Annotated in this window: 20 protein-coding genes; 16 read left to right on the forward strand and 4 right to left on the reverse strand. The window is 50.4% G+C overall.

All coding sequences use genetic code 11. The features are described 5' to 3' along the window. The first annotated feature begins 86 nt into the window (after positions 1-86). On the forward strand, positions 87-788 hold the full coding sequence (locus NST07_RS02795; protein WP_341377185.1) for a DUF1361 domain-containing protein: 702 nt from the start codon (positions 87-89) through the stop codon (positions 786-788). Here NST07_RS02795 and NST07_RS02800 read toward each other — a convergent pair. After that, positions 764-1,102, reverse strand: a complete 339-nt coding sequence (locus NST07_RS02800) for an MGMT family protein (protein ID WP_341089575.1) — start codon at positions 1,100-1,102, stop codon at positions 764-766. The two genes, NST07_RS02795 and NST07_RS02800, sit on opposite strands and share 25 nt — an antisense overlap. A 76-nt stretch (positions 1,103-1,178) precedes the next feature. Between NST07_RS02800 and NST07_RS02805 the strand changes: the two genes are divergently transcribed. The 13 genes from NST07_RS02805 to galU all read left to right on the forward strand — a co-directional run bounded on the left by NST07_RS02805 (position 1,179) and on the right by galU (position 13,579). Continuing rightward, positions 1,179-1,688 (forward strand): DUF2569 domain-containing protein, encoded by a 510-nt coding sequence (locus NST07_RS02805; protein WP_076112829.1) that lies wholly within the window; start codon positions 1,179-1,181, stop codon positions 1,686-1,688. Between the two features lie 255 nt (positions 1,689-1,943). After that, positions 1,944-3,494, forward strand: coding sequence for a spore germination protein (locus NST07_RS02810; protein WP_341377186.1), 1,551 nt, complete (start codon positions 1,944-1,946; stop codon positions 3,492-3,494). Between the two features lie 14 nt (positions 3,495-3,508). Beyond that, positions 3,509-4,645, forward strand: a complete 1,137-nt coding sequence (locus tag NST07_RS02815; RefSeq protein ID WP_342481014.1) for a Ger(x)C family spore germination protein — start codon at positions 3,509-3,511, stop codon at positions 4,643-4,645. 1 nt (position 4,646) lies between these two features. After that, on the forward strand, positions 4,647-4,850 hold the full coding sequence (locus tag NST07_RS02820; RefSeq protein WP_341089580.1) for a hypothetical protein: 204 nt from the start codon (positions 4,647-4,649) through the stop codon (positions 4,848-4,850). A 28-nt stretch (positions 4,851-4,878) separates the two neighbouring features. Then, positions 4,879-5,985 (forward strand): endospore germination permease, encoded by a 1,107-nt coding sequence (locus NST07_RS02825; RefSeq protein WP_341089581.1) that lies wholly within the window; start codon positions 4,879-4,881, stop codon positions 5,983-5,985. A 147-nt stretch (positions 5,986-6,132) separates the two neighbouring features. Then, positions 6,133-6,702 carry a DJ-1/PfpI family protein gene (locus tag NST07_RS02830; RefSeq protein ID WP_341089583.1) on the forward strand — a complete coding sequence of 190 codons (570 nt, stop codon included), beginning with the start codon at positions 6,133-6,135 and terminating at the stop codon, positions 6,700-6,702. 37 nt (positions 6,703-6,739) lie between these two features. After that, positions 6,740-7,372, forward strand: a complete 633-nt coding sequence (locus tag NST07_RS02835; protein ID WP_076112825.1) for a hypothetical protein — start codon at positions 6,740-6,742, stop codon at positions 7,370-7,372. Between the two features lie 40 nt (positions 7,373-7,412). Continuing rightward, positions 7,413-7,709 (forward strand): antibiotic biosynthesis monooxygenase, encoded by a 297-nt coding sequence (locus NST07_RS02840; protein WP_341089584.1) that lies wholly within the window; start codon positions 7,413-7,415, stop codon positions 7,707-7,709. 19 nt (positions 7,710-7,728) lie between these two features. Then, positions 7,729-8,541 carry an aminoglycoside phosphotransferase family protein gene (locus NST07_RS02845; protein WP_341089585.1) on the forward strand — a complete coding sequence of 271 codons (813 nt, stop codon included), beginning with the start codon at positions 7,729-7,731 and terminating at the stop codon, positions 8,539-8,541. Positions 8,542-8,564: 23 nt separating this feature from the next. Continuing rightward, positions 8,565-9,110 carry a DUF1697 domain-containing protein gene (locus NST07_RS02850; protein ID WP_341089588.1) on the forward strand — a complete coding sequence of 182 codons (546 nt, stop codon included), beginning with the start codon at positions 8,565-8,567 and terminating at the stop codon, positions 9,108-9,110. 328 nt (positions 9,111-9,438) lie between these two features. Continuing rightward, complete coding sequence (locus tag NST07_RS02855; RefSeq protein WP_342481015.1) at positions 9,439-11,559, forward strand: glycosyltransferase family 39 protein; 2,121 nt, start codon at positions 9,439-9,441, stop codon at positions 11,557-11,559. A gap of 82 nt (positions 11,560-11,641) precedes the next feature. Further along, complete coding sequence (locus NST07_RS02860; RefSeq protein WP_341377195.1) at positions 11,642-12,625, forward strand: glycosyltransferase family 2 protein; 984 nt, start codon at positions 11,642-11,644, stop codon at positions 12,623-12,625. Between the two features lie 18 nt (positions 12,626-12,643). Further along, entirely contained in the window at positions 12,644-13,579 is a 936-nt protein-coding gene (galU, locus tag NST07_RS02865; protein ID WP_342481016.1) for a UTP--glucose-1-phosphate uridylyltransferase GalU, read from the forward strand. A gap of 579 nt (positions 13,580-14,158) precedes the next feature. Here galU and NST07_RS02870 read toward each other — a convergent pair. The 3 genes from NST07_RS02870 to NST07_RS02880 all read right to left on the reverse strand — a co-directional run bounded on the left by NST07_RS02870 (position 14,159) and on the right by NST07_RS02880 (position 17,110). Then, positions 14,159-14,725, reverse strand: coding sequence for an FAD-dependent oxidoreductase (locus NST07_RS02870; RefSeq protein ID WP_342481017.1), 567 nt, complete (start codon positions 14,723-14,725; stop codon positions 14,159-14,161). A gap of 142 nt (positions 14,726-14,867) precedes the next feature. Continuing rightward, positions 14,868-16,427, reverse strand: coding sequence for a HAMP domain-containing sensor histidine kinase (locus NST07_RS02875; RefSeq protein ID WP_342481018.1), 1,560 nt, complete (start codon positions 16,425-16,427; stop codon positions 14,868-14,870). After that, positions 16,424-17,110: a response regulator transcription factor gene (locus NST07_RS02880; protein ID WP_341089599.1), complete on the reverse strand. Its 687-nt coding sequence runs from the start codon at positions 17,108-17,110 to the stop codon at positions 16,424-16,426. The genes NST07_RS02875 and NST07_RS02880 overlap by 4 nt, the downstream gene beginning before the upstream one ends. A gap of 479 nt (positions 17,111-17,589) precedes the next feature. Between NST07_RS02880 and NST07_RS02885 the strand changes: the two genes are divergently transcribed. Further along, positions 17,590-18,753 (forward strand): glucose-1-phosphate adenylyltransferase, encoded by a 1,164-nt coding sequence (locus NST07_RS02885; RefSeq protein WP_038585522.1) that lies wholly within the window; start codon positions 17,590-17,592, stop codon positions 18,751-18,753. A gap of 23 nt (positions 18,754-18,776) precedes the next feature. Next, on the forward strand, positions 18,777-19,880 hold the full coding sequence (gene glgD / locus NST07_RS02890) for a glucose-1-phosphate adenylyltransferase subunit GlgD (RefSeq protein ID WP_341089600.1): 1,104 nt from the start codon (positions 18,777-18,779) through the stop codon (positions 19,878-19,880). Positions 19,881-19,961: the final 81 nt, after the last annotated feature.

Raw genomic sequence — 19,961 nt, forward strand, 5'->3', positions numbered from 1 at the left:
GACTGCCAGATTTGTACAATTAACGTAATGAATCTGTTCTATACTGGAACAGATCTCACTACGATTGATAAGGAGACCGCAACCTAATGAAGGAATTGAATTATCCTAAAGTATTCATGCTTTTGGCAGGACTGTCACTGGCGACGCTGGCTGTCTACCGTGTGGTCTCGCTGCGGACCGATACGTTTTTTGACTTTTTGCTCTGGAACTTCTTTCTGGCCTGGATTCCCTTTTTATTCTCCATGGCCGCTTACGGCCTGGATAAGCGTAAGGTTTCCGGGCTGCTGCTGCTGCCGCTTGGCATAGCATGGCTGCTGTTTTTTCCGAATGCGCCCTACCTGATGACCGACCTGCTGCATTTGACGATCAGAAAAAACATATATTTCGTAGACGGAGTTGTTCAGAGCCGGTATTGGTACGATTTAATTACCTTGCTGCTGTTCATCTGGAGTGGCTGGCTGACCGGTTTTTTCTCCCTGTACCAATTTCAAAGCGTCATCTTCCGCAGAAGCAATCTGCTGCTTTCCTGGATTTTTGTCCTCGCAGCCTGTGCGCTGGGCGGATATGGCGTATTGCTCGGCCGGGTATACCGGCTCAACAGCTGGGATGTTCTGACCGACCGGCATCAGCTCTACCAGCTGGTGGTTGACAGCCTGAACCGGCAATCGCTCTTCTTCAGCCTGTTCGTCGCAGCTGTTCTGCTGGTCATCTATGCCACGCTGTATTTCCTGCTGAATGGTCTGGGCTCAGGGAGTGTGCAGGCTTATTCCAAAGGCGGAAAAAGATAATCGTCCTGCTCCGGATGGAACTGAAACAACTCCAGGTCGATCACGCCATCATCATCAAAAAGAACGCCTTCTCCCAGCAGATACAATCTTTGTGTAGAGACTGCCTCATCTTCGGCAAGTGCAATTTTGCCCTGGGAATTAACAACTCTATGCCAAGGCAGCTTGTATTTGCGGCTCATGGAATGGAGAATGCGCACGACCTGCCGGGCCGCCCTGGGGCTTCCTGCTGCACGGGCGATCCCGCCATAGGTCATAACCTTCCCCTCGGGGATGGATTGAATAATACAAATAACCTTCTCTGTAAATGGTGTCATAACGGCTCCTTAAGCTTACGTAGGCAGTAGTATCTTCAGATCATTACAATGAATTATAACAGAGGGGGCATGTGGTTTGGGAACATTGATACCCGATAAACGCGGGATGAAGCTGATGTCCAATGAGCCGAAGGGGATTGGCGGCTGGCTGGTGCTTGTGCAGATTGGACTTTTTCTTACTATTTTTACTTTGATTTTATCTGTAATTCATTTTTTCTTCACAACGCTTGGCGGAGAGGTATGGGATATACTTACTTCACCGGATTCTAACGTTTATGACCCGCTATGGAAGCCGACATTGATTTTCGAATTGGCAGGCAACGTTGTCTTTCTTTTATTTGCTGCTTTTCTGGTCGTGTTGATGTACCGCAAAAAGGCTTCTTTTCCGCGTTGGATGATCCTTTTTTATGCCGCCAACACGCTGTTTCATATCGTTGATTACGTGCTGCTCACCAATATTCCGCTGCTTGCCGAGTTCGGAGAGGATCCGGACGTGCAAAGTATTGGCAGAAGCATGGTTCTACTCCTGGTATGGATTCCTTACTTTATACGGTCGCGCCGAGTGCGCAACACATTTATCAATTAACTACATAGCACACTCTTCAAGAAGGAGCCGCAGCCGCGGCTTCTTTTTTTGCAAATATAAGAATTTATAGGCTTCACGCTATAAATTATCCTTCTATTTCTCGCTGAAACGGAAACCCTCCTTTTGAGGACGGCGAAGCCGTTTCCACTTGTGAGAGACAAGCTCATAATTTCCTCTACAGCAAAAAGTTGGGGAATAGGAGTTAGAGTGTCGGGGGATAATCAGATCAAAAGAATAGTGACGGGAGTGAATACTGTGAAGAATACAGAGGCTGTGGAAACACGCGACCGTTCTTCCGGCAAAATAGCTTCTTCCCAGCCGCTCAGTCCCTCATTGGATGAGACGGTGGCTCTATTCCGGCGTATCTTCAGCAACGACGGGACACTGAGAGTGCGGATTATTGAGAATACAAATAACACGCGGATCCGCTGTGGTCTGATTTATGTGGATGGGATGACCGACCGGGATTTGATTCAGAATGGAATTACCAAACCGCTGATGACTCATCAATTCCCGGACAAGGATCTGGGAACCCCGGCAGAGCTTATGGAACTAATCCGCCTTCAGATTATAAATATCAGTGACATCATGGTTTCTACAGATTTGGATGAATTAATAGGGGCGATAGTCGGAGGGAAAACGGTATTTCTGCTGGACGGATACGCCGGTGCGCTGAATATTAATGCCCAAGGCTGGCAGACCCGCGCTATTGAAGAACCTACGACCGACAAAGCGGTCCGGGGCCCAAGGGAAGGCTTCAATGAATCGCTGATGACCAACCTGACCCTGATCCGCCGCAGAGTGCAGAATTCCGATTTGAAGTTTGTATTTACCGACATTGGTACCCGTTCTAAAACCCAGGTCTGTATCTGCTATATGGAAAGCCTTGCTTCACCGGATATTCTCAAGGAGCTGCATGTAAGGCTTGCGGGGGTGCAGCTCGACCATTTGCTGGATACCGGCTATCTGGCCGAGCTGATTCGTGATGAACCGTATTCGCCTTTTGAGATGATCGGCAGTACAGAACGGCCGGATTCGGTGGTGGGCAAGATCATGGAGGGCAGAATTGCCCTGCTGATTGAAGGAAGTCCGTTTGCCCTGACGCTGCCCTATGTTTTTGTAGAGAATTTTCAGGCCAGTGAGGATTATTATATCGGTTATATGTTTTCTACGTTCAACCGTTTGCTCAGAGTGATGGGAGCCTTCATGTCCATCAGTATTCCTGCGCTTTATGTCGCACTTGTTACTTACAGCCAGGAGATGGTTCCTACATTGCTGCTGCTAAGCATTGCCACCGCACGATTATCAGTACCCTTTCCCACAATAGTTGAGGCAATTCTTATGCTGACCATCTTTGAGATTCTGCGTGAAGCGGGGGCGCGGATTCCCAATTCCATTGGCCAGGCGGTCAGCATTGTAGGCGCGCTGGTGCTGGGCCAGGCAGCGGTGGATGCGCGGATCGTCAGTGCCCCGATGGTCATTGTTGTGGGCCTTACGGGGATTACCACCCTGCTGAATCCCCGGCTCACCGGACCGTTAATCGTAGTCCGGGTCCTTTTGCTGCTGATGAGTTTCCTTTTTGGAATCTACGGCTATTTCTTCGGCTTGCTCGGTTTGGTCATCCATTTGATGAGCCTGCGCTCCTTCGGAGTTCCCTATATGCTCGGGGTGGGCTCGATCCGGCCGCAGGATATCAAGGACACCGCCATCCGTGCACCCTGGTGGGACATGTATTTGCGTCCGGCAATCATCGGGGCGCGCAACATGAAGCGGAAGCCACCCAAGAAATCGGTTAAGCGTTTATGAACAGGGGAAAAAAAATGCTGTTAGCGCTGCTCTCTGCAATGCTCCTGCTTGTCATGCCGGGCTGCTGGAATTATACCGAAATTGATGATATGTCCATCGTAGCCGGTGTTGCCATCGACAAGAACAAGGCGGACGGCAAGCTGCAGATGACAGTGGAAATGGTGGACACCCAGGGTGGGCTTCAGCAGAATCAGGCAGGCTTCAAGACGCTTAGTTTCACAGGAAATACTATATTTGAAATTGCCCGCGATATGATATCGACGACTGGCAAGAAGCTGTTATGGAGTCACGCCAAGGTGATTATTTTCAGTGAAGAAGTTGCGCGGGAAGGCTTGATCAAAGCGATAGACTGGTACAGCAGGGATACAGAGACCCGGTCCGATGTCTTTATTTTTGTATCCGAACAGAAAAATGCACGGGATGTAATTAACCAGAACAGTACAACAGAAGCGATTATGTCCTTTGAACTGGCACAGATGATGCGTGATGAAAAGTATGTCAGCAGCGCTCCGGTTGTGGAAATCTGGGATTTCATCGACAAGCTTGAGACCTCAGGGTATAGTGCCGTCGCACCGCTGGTGTATATCAATGAGAAGAACGGGCAGAAAAATGAGCGTGTGGATGGAACTGCAGTATTTGTAAAGGATAAAATGGTCGGGAAACTGAACGGGAAAGAGACAAAAAGCATGCTTTTCGCCAAAAATGATATAAAAGGTGGTGTACTGGAGGTGAATAATATGCAGGGGACACCGGCTTATTCCCTTGAAATTTTATCAAGCAGGACGAAAGTCAGGCCTACAATGATAGATGGTAAAGTTCATATACAGATCAATACAGTGACGCATACCGGGCTGGATGAGGTGATGACTGCAGAGGGTTTATCCGGCAACGAAAGCATAGCGGCCATTGAAAAACGTGCAGGCGAGAATTTGCAAAAGGAGATACTCTCGGTAATTCATAAGGCGCAGCAGAAATACCATGCCGATATCTTTGGCTTTGGCGAAGCTGTTCATGAGCATCTGCCTAAGACTTGGACTAAGCTTCGCAAGCAATGGCCGGATGAATTTGTCAATCTGGATGTCGACGTCAGCTCCAAGGTGATCATTCAGAGCACTGCCAAAACAACACGGGCGATTAAGCTGGGGGATTAGCATGGTCATTTATGTAGTGCTTATGTATGCTGTTGTCGTGCTGGTTGACCCCTATGGTCTGCTCAAGCAAGGGAAGAGGCGGGATTTGTACGTTTGCTCCGCGCTGTGCCTGATCTCCTTCTCCCTTGCTTTTGCCTTGTCGATGCATTGGGAAATTCCCAGTCCCTCAGAGCCGATCGTTTATTTGATTAAAAAGCTGTTCTAGAATGCACTCCTGAAAGGAGGGGGAAGACATGAGCAAGGAAATCGTACCGGCGGGACAGTCGATCAGCATAGCGATCCTGTTTATTATCGGCAGTTCGCTGTTCATGGGAGTCTCGGGGCAATCCGGCAACAGCAGTTGGATCGGGCTGATTTTTGCCATTGTGCTGGCGGTCCCGCTTATGCTTCTCTACGCGAGGCTCCATAAACTTTTCCCGGGCAAGGATCTGTATGACATGCTGCATGCGGTGTTCGGCTCTATATTCGGGAGGTTGTTTTCCTGCCTGTATATCTGGTATTCCTTGCATTTGGGATCGCTTGTGCTGCGGAATTTCGGGGAATTCAGCAAGACGGTAGCCTTAACCTCGACACCAATGTTAGCACCGATGCTGATCATCGTCCTCCTCTGCATTTGGGTGGTGAACGCGGGACTTGAGGTGCTTGGGAGAAGCGCCAAATTTCTGCTGCTGTTTACAATAATGGCGACTGCCTTAGCACAGCTGCTTTCCATTCCCAAGTATGAGTTCCATTATTTGAAACCGCTGCTGGAAAGCGGCTGGGGACCTGTCTTTACAGATGCAATAGGCTCTTTTACCTTTCCGTTTGGCGAAATTGTTATTTTTCTCGGCGCGTTTAGTGTGCTCCCGAAGAAAGGTTCAGCGTTTCGCGTGCTGCTCAGCAGCCTGCTGATTGCAGGAATCATTATGCTCTTCGTTACTTTGCGGAATTTGCTGGTGCTGGGTCCCGAGATTTTATCCAGCCTGTATTTCCCCTCTTATGTCGCGGTGAGCAGAATTAATGTGGGGGATTTTCTCACCAGAATCGAAGGCTCCTCCTCCATTACTTTTGTAACTGCGCTGTTCATTAAAACGAGTTTGTGTCTGTATGTAGCCAGTAATGGGGTAGCTAAAGTTTTTAAGCTGAAGAGCTACCGTTCCGTTGTGATGCAGATGGGCCTGATCATGGTCTATATGTCTGTCTTTATCTACAAGGATATTCTTCAAATGCAATACTTTGCCTACCATATTTACAAAATTTATGCCCTGCCGTTTCAGGTGGTCATTCCGCTGCTCTTATGGATTGTTGCCGAGTTTATGTCCAGAAAAGCGAGCCGCAAGCAGACAGCCCCGCAGCCGTAGTGCCGGATCTGAAAAGCTTGAAATCCACCTCCTCCCGGGCCGGGTTTTTTTTGTGATTTCCCAGCTGCAGGGAAGATAGCTATAATGATAGTCATAGAGAATAGGATGTTTGCGACCGTAAAGGTGGAAGGGGCTGTTAGCTTAACGATGAATACATATGTACTTGTATATAACAGCTTTGTTCAGTTTGAGGTAGTTTTGGCTGCTTATTTTATGAAGACACAGAGCGAGGTCCACACCTTGGGGCTGAACAGTATGCCCGTTATTTCCTGTGAGGGCTTCTCTATTAACCCGTCAGCGGTACTCGGGAATATGGATGTGAACGCTATAGATCTGCTGGTTATCCCTGGGGGTGAAGTGGGAGAGCTTGCTGCGAATGAGAGTCTGCTTGCCTTGATCCGCAGCATGAACGCTTCAGGTAAAACGGTCGCGGGTATTTGCGGCGGGGTTACGGTGCTGAAAGCTGCCGGGGTTCTGGAAGGCAGATCCTATGTGGACAATCAGGAGGGCAGGGAAGCTGCGGAGAATGCCAAAGGATTGCCGGACGCGGAAACATCAGACGAGGTCAATGTAATCAGGGACGGGAATATTCTTACGGCTAAGCCCAACGGGTATGTTGATTTTGCGCTTGAACTCGGCAGGATGATGGACATTTATCAGGACGAGGCTGATCTGCAGGAAACGATTGATTTCTTTAAATATTTCAAATCCGTTTAGAACGGCTGATGACGGATAACGGGAAGGAGAAGGCATTATGAGTGTATCACGTATCGTTATGTCCTCACATTGGGGCAGGGAAGTCAGACATAAATATGTGGCCCAAGGCGAAGCGAAGGCACTGGCTGTCGTCTTTCCGGGGAAGGATTATTCCGTGGAGCGCTCCCTGCTCGATTATGCGGCCAAGGTGGCCCGGGAACATGGCTGTGATCTGCTGCTGTTGGAGTACGGCTATCAGAGTGCACGGGCGGACTTTAAGCGCGAAGACATGGATATCGTTATAGAGGAATGCAAGGCGGCGATTGCTGCGCTTCCTGCACTTCCCGAATATGAACAGCTGCTGTTCATCAGTAAAAGCATGGGTACCGTCATAGCCGGAAGAGTGGCGGCTGAAATGGGTGTCCAGCAGAAAACCTCCCATCTTTATTTGACACCGCTTGTAGACTCCATTCCCTGGATAAAGCAGAGCCGGGGCAGCATGATCTACGGCGGCAGCGATCCGCTGTTCAATGAACAGCATTCCGCTGAGATCACCGGACTGCAGAACATCAGGGTATACAGGATCGACGATGCCAATCATGCGCTGGAGGTAGGCAGCGTCAATGAGTCACTGGCGGTGCTTCTGGTGATTATTAATTTCTATCATGAATTTTTCCGCGATGCATTGTAGCATTGAATAGCCATCTAATCTATCTCAAGGAGTGGATCGAATGATACTAGAAGCGGCAATGCTTCAGGTGAAACCGGGAATGACAAGTCAATTTGAAGCAAGCTTTAAGGAGGCGTCTCCGTTAATTGCTTCTATAGAAGGCTATTTGGGGCATGAGCTGCAGCACCGTCTGGAGGATGACCACAAATATCTGCTGCTGGTCAAATGGCGCAAGCTTGAGGACCACACCGTCGGCTTCAGGGAATCCGGGCAATATCAGCAATGGAAGGCGCTGCTGCACCATTATTACAGCCCATTCCCGGCCGTAGAGCATTTTGAACGTATCCATTTGGAATAAACGGGAGGCGTAACATAAGATGCAGGGGAAGCAGGTTGGAAAAGGGCGCACGGCAGAGGTGTGGGAGCATGGCGAAGGAAGAATCATTAAACTCTACAACGGGGATATCCCGGAGCCGTATGTGGAACGGGAATATCTGGTCAGTAAATATGTATTTGAACAGGGTTTCTGCACTCCTGAGCCGCTGGAGCTTGTCGGGATTGACGGACGTAAAGGAATCGTATTTCAGCAAATTCAGGGCCGTTCCCTGCTGGGGATGATCAGCGGACAGCCCTGGCAGCTTGGCAAATATGCCAAGCAGATGGCTAGACTGCATAATAACCTGCATCAGTTGGAGGGAACAGAAGACTTTGGCCGGCAAAAGGCGGAGCTGAGAAAAAGCATTATTGCAGCACCCATGCTCACCATGGAGGAGAAGTCGGCAGTGCTGGACCACCTGGAAGGACTTCCAGAGGGGAATAAGCTGTGCCATGGAGACTTTCACCCCGACAATGTGCTTATCAATGAACAAGTCTGGATCATCGACTGGATGACCGGTATCATGGGGAATCCTGCCGGTGATGCGGCGCGTTCGGTGCTTCTCTTTAGTATGGGCGCTATGCCACCAGGAGCCTCCCAGATGGCTAAATTCGTTATAGGTTTTATGAGACAAAGGCTTACCAAAGGATATATCCGGGAATACCTCGCATTGTCGGGGCAATCCTATGCCGCAATAGACGGTTGGATTCTGCCCGTAGCGGCGGCGCGCCTTGTTGAGGGTGTTCCTGTGCAGGAGAAGGAGCAGCTTGTCCGGGAAATCCGCAAACGTCTGAGCAAGAGTTCGGCCATTTGAATTACCTATGGAAGAGGTGTGCTATGACTACATATATTGCGCTGCTGCGCGGCATTAATGTCGGCGGCAACAAAATCATTAAAATGCAGGATTTGAAAAGCATGTTCCAGGCACTGCACTTTGAGCATGTCCGCACCTATATCCAGAGCGGCAATGTTGTATTTGAAAGCGCGGAGGGGTCAGGCCACCAGCTTGCTGCAGTGATCGGAGAGCAGATCCGGGAGACCTTTGGTTTTGACGTATCCGTAATTATCCGCAGTCTGGAAGAGCTGGAAGCAGCGATTGCGGGCAACCCATTTCAGCTTACGGAAGCTGACGAGTTCAAGCGGCTGTATGTCTCCTTTCTGGCTGATGAACCTACGGCAGAGGCACTGGAGAAGCTGCGTCCCTACGAGGATGGAGCGGATAAGGTGCGGGTAACAGGCAAGGAGATGTACACGCTGTATGAGGTGAGTGTGAGCCAATCGCCGCTGTTTAAGGTTCAGCTGGACAAGCTTCTCGGGACGCCTATTACTGCCCGCAATTGGAATACGGTAAACAAGCTGGCTGCATTAGGACGTTCGGTTTAGAATACAAATCACGTAATTATGGTTTTGCGGTTTATGCAATCTGCTGCATTTATGTACATAGCAGTCTTTAGACGAAGCCCTGGATTCCGGGGCTTTTTTTGTATTACTCGCAGAAAAGAATCCTTCGGCGCGATACCAAGTACAGCCAGCACCCGGAAGCCTGCGTTATTAGGAAGGCTATGCCGCTCTCCTGGCTTTCAGCAAACATTCAGCCACATTTCATTATGAGTTAAGGTACGGATGCAATAATACAGCTAATCAAAGATTGGGCCGGGGGGCAGAGCACTGCCGGAATGATTGAGTTATAGAGGAATGGGAGTGGAGAAAGATGAGACTGCTTAAGAAGCTGGGTTCAGATGTTGTGCTGCTGTGCATCTTGCTGCTTGCAGCGTTTCTGTACGGCTATGGAATCTGGAATGATCAATATGTAAATACGTACTATACCACTGCGGTGGGCAGCATGATGCAGAGCTTTCACAATTTCTTCTTCGCATCGCTTGACTCAGCAGGTTCAGTAACGGTGGATAAGCCGCCGGTTACATTCTGGATTCAGACGGTCAGCGCCCTGATCTTCGGGCTGCATGGCTGGAGCGTCATCCTGCCTCAGGCACTTGGCGGTGTAGGGTCAGTGCTTCTCGTATACCTGATGGTCAAGCCAACCTTCGGCAGAACCGCAGCACGGTTGGCGGCACTGGCCATGGCTTCCACGCCGGTAGCCGCTGCTGTCAGCCGGACGAACAATATTGATGCCATGCTGGTGTTCACGCTGCTGCTGGCAGCATGGTTTTTGTTCAAAGGAACAAAGACGAATAGAATCGGCAGTCTTCTCGCTGCATTTGGGCTAATTGGAGTTGCCTTCAATGAGAAGATGCTGCAGGCATATATGGTTTTACCGGCATTTTATCTCTTTTATATTCTGGCCGGCAAAGTGAACTGGAAGAAAAAAACCGGGGTTTTGGCAGCCTGCACCGCAGTACTTCTGGCGGTTTCACTCTCCTGGGCCGTCATTGTCGATTCCATTCCAGCGAGTAAACGGCCCTATATGGGCAGCAGCGGTACCAACTCTGTATTAAATCTGGCCTTTGGATATAACGGGGTATCCCGTTTAACCGGCGACCGCAGTACTGGCGGCGGAATGTTCGGCAGTGGCGGTGAGATGCCGGCAATGAACGGTGGGATGCCTGGGATGAACGGTGAGATGCCGGCGATGAATGGAGCTGACGGCGAACAAATTGACGGCCGGGGAACAGCTCCGGGCCAAACCGACGGCTCAGCCACCGGAGGCCAATCCTCCGAGGATGGAGGAATGCCAGGGCAGGCACCGGGAAGTCGAACGGATGATGGAGGACGGCAGTTCGGCGGCGACGGGGACCAAGGCAATCGCGGCGGCATGAACGGCGGAGGTGGCGGAATGTTCAATACGGGGACAGCTGGTCCCCTGCGGCTGTTCCAGTCCGCTCTGTCTGGTCAAGCCAGTTGGCTACTGCCATTCGTATTGTTCGGGTGCATCGGTATCTTTGCCAGCCTGCGCAGAACAAACTTCACGCAGAAGCATAGGGAAGCACTGTTCTGGCTGGCTTGGCTGGTGCCGGTCATGGGATTCTTTAGCATCGCCGGATTCTTCCATCAATATTACCTGATTATGATGGCACCGCCGATTGCTACGCTGGCTGGAGCAGGCTGGTCCCAGCTCTGGAGCTATTACAAGGAACGTTCAACCTGGCTTTCCTGGCTGCTGCCGCCGGCAGTTCTCACAACAGCGGTTTTTGAATGGTACATTATTCATCCTTATGACGACACCATCGGCAAGGGCTGGGCGATTGGGGTTCTGGCAGCAGGAATGATTGCCGCCCTTCTGCTCTTGATTCTTCGAATAGTTAAAGATAACAGAAGGCCATTTGCCCAAGCTGCAGCCATCGCCGGTCTGCTCGTACTGTTGATCGGTCCGCTTTATTGGGCATTTACACCGATCACCTATGGCTTGAACAGCATGACCCCGGCAGCAGGACCTGACAGCAGTGAAAGCCGCGGAGGCATGGGCCCAGGTGGAGCTGGAGCTGGAGGCGGCAGAAACAGTACCGCCGGTGTGAACGAGACTCTGCTGACCTACCTGAAGGAGCATAATACCGGCGAGGAGTATTTGTTCGCCGCTATGGATTACGGAACGGCAGGCCCTTACATTATCGACGAAGGTGAATCGGTTGTGATCCTGAACGGGTTCAACAGTTCGGATGTGCCTTATACGACCGACACCCTGAAGGCCCTGGTAGAGAGCGGCAAAGTGAAATACTTCCTCGTTACCAGCGGCGGTATGGGCGGCGGACGCGGCGGCAATTCCGATATCACTAGATGGATTACCGAGAACGGTACAGAGGTGCCGTCAGCCGATTGGCAAGGTACAGTAACAGGCAGCAATGGCGGAACCTTGTACGAGATCACCCTGAACTAGTTCTGTTTGCCGGATATACGTGAAGCGCGCCGCATTATTTGTCCGGCGCGCTTCATCACTACAATTTGAGGAGGAGCTGCTCATGGGCTACAACGTGCGCTATTCCATAATTATACCGATGTTTAATGAAGAGGCAGTGATTCAGGAGACATACCGCCGGATCAAAAAAGTGATGGGAACGACAGGTGAGCCGTATGAACTGCTCTTCGTCAATGACGGCAGTACTGACAACTGTGCGCAAATGATTGAAGAATACAGCTACTGGGATGAAAGTGTGAAGCTGATCGACCTTTCGCGGAATTTCGGGCATCAGATCGCGATAACCGCGGGTATGGATTATGCACTGGGCGATGCGGTGGTCATTATCGACGCCGATTTGCAGGACCCGCCGGAGCTGATTCTGGACATGATCACAGAATGGAAGCAAGGTTATGAGGTTGTATACGCCAAGCGCATCAAACGCCGCGGCGAGTCCTTGTTCAAAAAGTGGACGGCAAGCGCCTTTTACAGAGTGCTGCGCTACTCAACGGACATCTCGATCCCGGTGGATACCGGAGATTTCCGGCTCATTGACCGCAAGGTCTGCGATGAGCTGAAACGTCTGCCGGAGAAAAACCGTTTTGTACGCGGCCTCGTCAGCTGGGTGGGCTTTCGTCAAAAGGCGATTGAATATGAACGCGATGAACGGCTGGCGGGAGAAACCAAATACCCCCTCAAGCGGATGCTAAAGCTGTCTCTGGACGGCATCACATCCTTTTCCTACAAACCGCTGAAGCTGGCGGGATACTTGGGAGCGTTGCTGTCCGCTTCCGGGTTTCTCTACCTTATGTATGTGCTGTACCTGGTGCTCTTTACGGACGAGGCCGTTAAGGGCTGGGCGTCGATGATCGGGATTACTTTGACCTTTAACGGATTCGTTCTTATTATGCTGGGCATTCTCGGTGAATATGTCGGCCGGATTTATGATGAGTCCAAGGGCCGTCCACTCTATATCGTCCAGGAGTGCTATGGCGGCAAAAAGCAGCAGGATGTGCGGGAGCGCAGAATGGCTCCTCTTAACAAATAACGAAGGGAGCGATCCAACGTGAAAATCAGAAAAGCTGTGATACCCGCCGCCGGTCTGGGCACGCGCTTCCTGCCGGCTACCAAGGCCCAGCCGAAGGAAATGCTGCCCATTGTGGATAAGCCGGCGATTCAATACATCGTAGAGGAAGCGGTCCGCTCCGGTATTGAGAGTATTATTATCGTAACCGGCCGTAACAAAAAATCGATTGAGGATCATTTTGACAAATCGGTGGAGCTGGAGCAGACCTTGCTGGAGAAAGGAAAACTGGACCTGCTCCGCGAGGTGCAGGGAATCAGCGAGCTGGCAAGCATTCATTACATCCGGCAAAAAGAACCGCTGGGGCTGGGTCATGCCATTCATTGTGCAGAGCAATTTATCGGAGATGAGCCGTTCGCGGTGCTGCTCGGTGATGACATTATGGTGTCCGAGCCCCTGGCACTCTCGCAGATGATGAAGCTGTATGAGCAGGCGGAGAAGACGATTGTCGGTGTTCAGCGGGTGCCAAGGCAGGAAGTCAGCAAATACGGGATCATTGCTTCAGGAGGTTCCATAGACGGTGTGCATGCCGTAAGCGGACTGGTGGAGAAGCCTGTGCCGCAGGCCGCGCCTTCGGAATATGCGATTATGGGCCGGTACATTTTGCAGCCTTCGATCTTTTCGGTGCTGGCTAGACTTGAGCGCGGAGCTGGCGGTGAATATCAACTGACGGATGCTTTGCATGAAGTGTGCCGGAATGAAGGGCTGTTAGCCTTAGATCTGCAGGGCAAACGTTATGATATTGGCGACAAGTTCGGGTACATTCAGGCCACCATGGAAATAGGGCTGCAGCGTGAAGAGTTGCGGCCGCAGCTTTTGGCGTATTTACGAAAGCTGCTCGGCAGCCTGGAGAGCAGTGAGGAAGCTCAGGCTGTATTGGGGAGTAAGGCATCAGGCAGAAGCAGCCGCATCCTTTGATGCTGAAGCCGGGGCAAATATCAGGCAGACCTCGTGTAAACTTAATAGGCTGTTCCGGATAATGATTGGCGTACAGCCATCCCTAATTTGGAGCAGCCTTTTGTGCAGGCCCGCCAATCGAAACTGTACATATTACAAATTTAGAGTTGTCACGTGCGCCCTTTGCTGCTAAAGAGCATCCCTTAAATTTGCTTTCAAAAGTGGGTTGTTCCCCCCGCTATCACGCCGCAGTGCAGAGAACGGGCAGGTGATCCGCATGGAGATTATTATTTGAACGCTTGAATTGAACGTAGTTGTATTTACTACAGCTATTTGGTGCGTTAAGGGCCGATTCTAGAGTATAAGTGTATTGAGTACAATTAAAAATTGTGAACCGTGGCGGTTCAGTGGAATTTCGTGAAAATAAATGTACAGAGTGCAACTACCTCTTCGTAGGCCGCTAAAAGTGGAGAAATAGCTGTACAAACTGCAATTATCGGATGAAAAAGGCCAACCGCAATCGCGGCTGGCCTCAATTCAGCTAAGAGAGGGACTCTTGAAGCGAAGTATCCGCCCGGAGTCCCTCTCGTATGAATATAATTATGCCTTCAGCAGATCGTGATCGACATATCTTGCACCGTTCAATTCGCTTATGACATTAATGGCGACCTTCGCGCCGTCACCTGCGGTAATAATAGCGTGCACGCTTACTCCGGCAACGGTTCCGGCGGCCCAGATGCCTTCGACATTTGTTTTACCTTCGGCGTTGACGGCTACCACAGTCTTGATTCTTGGCTCCGTGCCATCCTTGGTTTCCACACCGGCTTTAGCAGCCAAATCGGTCAGGACGCCTGTAGCCAGAATCACATGTTTCGCTTCATAAGTGGCACCACTCTCGCTTTCAATGACAAAACCTTCACTGCCCGCGGTAAGACCCACAGCTTGATCAGCTACTAATTCCGCCCCGAATTTGACGGCTTGCTTGTGTCCGGTTTCCACGAGGTCGGGACCGCCGATTTCGGAGATTCCATAAAAATTCTCATACCACCCTCTGCGGGTCATTCCTTTGTCATTGTCAATCAGCAGCGTTTTTTTGCCCGCTTTGGCGGCGAACAGGGCTGCACTGGCACCGGCTGGTCCCGCTCCGATCACGGCGATTTCGTACATGAATTCGACCTCCTAAAAGTTTTGTAAGCATAACATCCTTGAATCGACTTCGTACAAAACTCACTTCGAAAGCATAAACTTAAGTTTTGTGAGCATAGCATACTTTTCACACACTATTATAACGTTGATTACACTACATAAGCTAATCCAGCAAGCATGGAAGAGAGACTTTAAAGACAGTGCCTCCACCGGGAGTACTCTCCACGCTGATGTTCCCGTTATGTGCATCCACAATAGACTTTGTAATGGACAATCCAAGGCCCGAACCGCCGTATTTGCGCGTGCGCGAGGAATCGCTGCGGTAGAACCGGTCGAACACATGGGGGAGATGATCAGCAGAGATGCCGGAGCCGTTGTCCCTGACAGTCAGCGTTGCTCCGGTGTCCCGGGCGTGCAGGGCGATATGGATCGTCCCCTGGTCTGCATCCGTATGCTGCACGGCATTGTGGAACAAGTTGAGAATGACCTGTTTGATTTTGTCGGGATCATACATGCCGCGGATGCCGTAAGAAATGTCGAAGTTGACCTTGCGGTTCGCGGCCAGCACCAGGAGCTGCGGCTGCATCTCATCGATGACTTTACCCAGCAGCAGGTTCTTGACCCTTAGCTGAGGCGCGCCGTCCATACGGGCCAGCAGGAGCAAGTCTTCGACCAGCTTATTAATCCGTTTGGATTCACCGTGCATGCTGTTCAGGGCGCCGTAAAGCTGGTCTTTATTATCCGCAGCTCCCCGCAGCAGCACCTCCAGGAAGCCGTGAATCGAAGTGAGGGGAGTCCGCAGCTCATGGGAAGCATCGGCGGCGAAACGCCGCATCTGTTCCTTGGCTTCACGTTCATTATGGAACGAAATTTCCAGACGCTCCAGCATCCCGTTGAAGGACTGGGACAGCTTGTCGATTTCTGTCTGTCCCTGGTTGACGGGGAAACGTACGTCCAAATTGCCTGCGTCGATGATTTGCGCGGCTTCGCCCATATTGGATAAGGGAACCAGTGTTTTGCGCAGTGCAGGCAAATACAGGAACAGCCCGGCCAGCAAAGCAATTACCGCCAAGCCGGCAAAGATCATCAGCTGCTGCATGATTACATCTCTCAGCGGGCCGGTGGCTACGCTCATTTGCAGCAGCATTTTGGGTGCACCCGGCTTGCGCAGATTCATGAACACGGCCAGGTGTTCACTGCCATCCTCAGCGGTTATCAGCCGGTATTTTCCCGTTTGTTTGTCCGCAGTATATTTGAGCCGCTCATCATACTCTTTGTTCGTCATTCTTGGAGCGGCAGAATCGGAAAGCGTATCCTCCTGGAAGTCCTTGAAGGTGCCGTCCGGGCTATAGATGGCGATAGTTGTATGGGCATCCAGCAGGAGAGGACGCCTGTCACCGCCCATCCGCTGCCCGTCCGGGCTGGTGTTCTGGTTCTCCCCGGGTGCTGCGTTACCGCCGCTCGTGGCGGGGCTGGCACCAGGCAGTTCCGGCTTCCCGGAATTAAGAAACGTAAAATAGAACTCACGCGGCACGGACCGCAGCTGCGTTTCCATGGATTCCGCCCGGTTGGTGTAGATGAAGTTCCGCATCAGCACATACTGCAGCACACCGATCAGCAGCAGCAGCACAGACAAAATGATGAGTGAGATGGCCAGCAGCTGCTTGCGCAGGGAACGCGGAGACGGAAGCCTGCTGATGAAGCCCGAGAGGCGGGCAATCATACCAGGTCCACGCGGTATCCCGCGCCGCGCAGCGTGCGGATAATCTTATGCTCCTTATCTCCAAGCTTCTCGCGGAGAGAACGGATATAGACCTCCACGATATTTTCCTCTCCGCCAAAATCATATCCCCATACCTTGTCCAGAATCATCGGCTTGCTCAGTACCAGGCCATGATTGATGACCAGGTATTGCAGCAGCTCATATTCGGTAGGGGACAGCTCCAGAACCTCTTCCTTGTGGCGGATTTCCTTGCGGCGGCCGTCAATCCGGAAGGGGCCGCAGCGCACTTCCCCAAGCAATCCCGGGAACTGATTGCGCAGCCGGGCCTGAATCCGGGCCAGCAGCTCGTCGAAGCTGAACGGCTTGACCATATAGTCGTCAGCCCCGATGGAGAGGCCCTTGACCCGGTCGTCCACTTCGTCTTTTGCAGTCAGCATGATGACAGCAATCTCCGCTTCTTCTGAACGCAGGTAACGGCAGACCTCAAAGCCGTCCATGCCCGGCATCATCACATCCAGAATGGCCACATGCGGTTTGAAATCGGCAGCCATTGCGATCGCGCTGACACCGTCAGGTGCAGTCATTACTTCAAATCCTTCGTTCATCAGACCCAGTTCCAGAAACTGCAGGATATGAGGCTCGTCATCTACGAGCAGTAGTCGCACGCCTTGGGCAGCTTTCATGAGTAGTACCTCCGTTTACAGTAAAAGATAGTTCATTATGACCCATTACGTTGAATGTTTGCTGAAAGAAGCGTCTCCTTAAGTTCAATATCAGATTAGAATTTTTAGTTCATGGTTAATCATTCTGGTTAATCTAATTATAAGAAATATAAGTGTTATTAATAAGGAATATAATTACAATCTAAGGTTTTTGGAATTCAATAAAGGGTTTTGACGGCGACTCTAGAACACTTTACAATAAGGATACAAACCCGGTTTTTGGAGAGCTTTTCTCATGAATCCGGCAACTTGTCCCGATATCAGGTGTCCCCCCGTTTGTTAACCTTATCCAAATTTCCTATCAAGCACATTTCTTTCATTTTACTTCTTGCTGGTTCACTTCTTTTTGAATTCTATCTTGGGTCTATTTCGCACCACCAAACTTCATTCAACCTTATTTATTACATGTTTTACTACCCATATGTCAAGGAGGCTCTTCCATGAAGAAAAAAGAAATGGTAGCCATGCTATTGGCGGGAGGCCAAGGGAAAAGGTTGAAGGGATTGACCAAAACGCTTGCCAAGCCCGCTGTTTATTTTGGGGGAACTTACAGAATCATCGACTTCCCCTTAAGCAATTGCTCCAATTCAGGTATTGATACAGTTGGTGTGCTCACTCAATATGAGCCGCTTGTACTGCATTCATACATTGGGGTAGGCAGTGACTGGGATTTGAACCGTAAGGATGGCGGTGTATTTGTATTGCCGCCGCATGAACGGGAGAATGGAAGCAGCTGGTACCGGGGAACGGCTGATGCAATTTACCGCAATCTGAAATTTGTTGATCAATTTGATCCGGAACATGTGCTTATACTTTCCGGCGACCATATTTACAAAATGGATTACAATGCTATGCTGCAATATCACAAATCTAGAAATGCTGACTGCACCATCTCGGTCATTGATGTTCCGCTCGAGGAGGCCAGCCGCTTTGGCATTCTTAACACAGATGAAGATTTGAAGATTTATGAGTTTGACGAGAAGCCGGTGAAGCCGAAGAGCACGCTGGCGTCGATGGGCGTTTATATTTTTAAATGGGAGGTCCTCCGCAAGCATCTGCTGGAAGACGGGGAGAATGCAGACTCCTCCCATGATTTCGGCAAAGATATTATTCCTCTGATGCTGGAGGACGATAAATCCCTTTTTGCCTATCCATTTGAAGGCTACTGGAGAGATGTAGGTACAGTGGCCAGCCTGTGGGAGGCCAATATGGATTTGTTAAGTGATCATCCGCCGCTGAATCTGAATGATCCCAATTGGCGCATTTTCACCCGCAATCCGAATCAGCCGGCACAATATGTAGCTCCAGGAGCAAAGGTATCGAGCTGCATTATTAATGAGGGCTGCATCGTGTACGGAGAGGTGAAGCATTCGGTGCTCTTTTACGGCGTGGAAGTGGGAGAAGGCAGCGTCATTACCGACTCCGTCATTATGCCCAAGGTTAAGATCGGCAAGAATGTACGGATCCATAAGGCTATCATCAGCGAAAATACGGTAATCGAGGATTATATGGAGATCGGAGTCGATCGGGAGAATGAGGACGAAATCCTGCTGATCGATAATCGGAGCAAGAAACGTAAATCAGTTGCAGCCAAAACCATATAACCATTAGAGGACGGTGAACCGGGATGAAAAAGCTTATGGGTGTAATCAATCTTGATCATGAACTGGATAAATTAAATGAGTTGACCTATTTCCGCTGCGGTGCTGCCGTGCCTTTTGCCAGCCGCTACCGGCTGATCGATTTCGTTCTTTCCAATATGATGCGGGCAGAGCTGGAAAGCGTTGGACTGTTTGTCCGCCGTAAATACCGTTCGCTGATGGATCATCTCGGCGACGGCAAGTCCTGGGATATGAACCGCAAGCATGGAGGACTGTTTATTCTGCCGCCTGACTGGAATGATCCGACAGACACCTCGCTTGGGGATTTACAGCATTATCATAACAATCTGGATTTCTTCAAACGGGCCTCGGCCAAATATATTGTGTTCTCCGGCAGTCAGCATATCAACACTGTGGATTTCCAGGAGGTATTCCAGTACCATCTGGAGAAGGGCGCGGATGTAACACTTGTCTACAAAACGATAGACCAGCTGCAGCCTGAGCATGATCCCTGCCTGCGTGTTGAGGTAGACGAAGAGAATGCGGTTACGAATATTCATCATGAGAAGGACCATCACAATGTGTATCTGGATATCTTCATCATGGAGAAAAAAATGTTCCTGGAGCAGGTAGAACATTGCATCGCCCATGGCGAAAGCTTCTTCTTCCGCGATGTGATCCAGAAGAACCGGCACAAATTCAAAATTTCCGCCTACGAGTACAAAGGTTACCATGCGGTGATCAATTCGCTGGAAAGCTATTACAAAAATAGTCTGGAGCTGCTCCGCCAGGATAATTATTTCAGCCTGTTCAAGGAGAATCCGGTGCAGACCAAGATTAAATATGAAGCGCCAACCCGTTATCTGGACAGCGCAGAGGTTAGCAACTCGCTGGTGGCCAACGGCTGTATCATTGCCGGAACCGTGGAGAACAGCGTGATCTTCCGGGGCGTGCAGATCAAAGAAGGGGCCAGAATCATCAATTCTGTCATCATGCAGAAATGTGTAATTGAAGAAAATGCCGTGATTGAAAATGTCATTATGGATAAAGATGTACACTTAAGCAGAGACCGGATTCTGGTCGGAGATAACAAACGTCCATTTGTTATAGCCAAGAGCAGCAAAATTTAACCTCAGGATCAGTTGAACACCGGGCAGCACCCAGTTCAGCTGATCCTGAGTTTTCATAAATACGCCATTCACAAAATAAGG

This window comes from Paenibacillus sp. FSL L8-0340 (assembly GCF_038593145.1).
Classification (GTDB): domain Bacteria; phylum Bacillota; class Bacilli; order Paenibacillales; family Paenibacillaceae; genus Paenibacillus_AQ.

What these genes read in the sequence shown, in the direction of transcription:
- NST07_RS02795 (WP_341377185.1), top strand. Translation starts at nt 87, where the DNA reads ATGAAGGAATTGAATTATCCTAAAGTATTCATGCTTTTGGCAGGACTG.
- NST07_RS02800 (WP_341089575.1), bottom strand. Translation starts at nt 1,102, where the DNA reads ATGACACCATTTACAGAGAAGGTTATTTGTATTATTCAATCCATCCCC.
- NST07_RS02815 (WP_342481014.1), top strand. Translation starts at nt 3,509, where the DNA reads ATGCTGTTAGCGCTGCTCTCTGCAATGCTCCTGCTTGTCATGCCGGGC.
- NST07_RS02820 (WP_341089580.1), top strand. Translation starts at nt 4,647, where the DNA reads ATGGTCATTTATGTAGTGCTTATGTATGCTGTTGTCGTGCTGGTTGAC.
- NST07_RS02825 (WP_341089581.1), top strand. Translation starts at nt 4,879, where the DNA reads ATGAGCAAGGAAATCGTACCGGCGGGACAGTCGATCAGCATAGCGATC.
- NST07_RS02830 (WP_341089583.1), top strand. Translation starts at nt 6,133, where the DNA reads ATGAATACATATGTACTTGTATATAACAGCTTTGTTCAGTTTGAGGTA.
- NST07_RS02835 (WP_076112825.1), top strand. Translation starts at nt 6,740, where the DNA reads ATGAGTGTATCACGTATCGTTATGTCCTCACATTGGGGCAGGGAAGTC.
- NST07_RS02840 (WP_341089584.1), top strand. Translation starts at nt 7,413, where the DNA reads ATGATACTAGAAGCGGCAATGCTTCAGGTGAAACCGGGAATGACAAGT.
- NST07_RS02845 (WP_341089585.1), top strand. Translation starts at nt 7,729, where the DNA reads ATGCAGGGGAAGCAGGTTGGAAAAGGGCGCACGGCAGAGGTGTGGGAG.
- NST07_RS02850 (WP_341089588.1), top strand. Translation starts at nt 8,565, where the DNA reads ATGACTACATATATTGCGCTGCTGCGCGGCATTAATGTCGGCGGCAAC.
- NST07_RS02855 (WP_342481015.1), top strand. Translation starts at nt 9,439, where the DNA reads ATGAGACTGCTTAAGAAGCTGGGTTCAGATGTTGTGCTGCTGTGCATC.
- NST07_RS02860 (WP_341377195.1), top strand. Translation starts at nt 11,642, where the DNA reads ATGGGCTACAACGTGCGCTATTCCATAATTATACCGATGTTTAATGAA.
- NST07_RS02870 (WP_342481017.1), bottom strand. Translation starts at nt 14,725, where the DNA reads ATGTACGAAATCGCCGTGATCGGAGCGGGACCAGCCGGTGCCAGTGCA.
- NST07_RS02875 (WP_342481018.1), bottom strand. Translation starts at nt 16,427, where the DNA reads ATGATTGCCCGCCTCTCGGGCTTCATCAGCAGGCTTCCGTCTCCGCGT.
- NST07_RS02880 (WP_341089599.1), bottom strand. Translation starts at nt 17,110, where the DNA reads ATGAAAGCTGCCCAAGGCGTGCGACTACTGCTCGTAGATGACGAGCCT.
- NST07_RS02885 (WP_038585522.1), top strand. Translation starts at nt 17,590, where the DNA reads ATGAAGAAAAAAGAAATGGTAGCCATGCTATTGGCGGGAGGCCAAGGG.
- glgD (WP_341089600.1), top strand. Translation starts at nt 18,777, where the DNA reads ATGAAAAAGCTTATGGGTGTAATCAATCTTGATCATGAACTGGATAAA.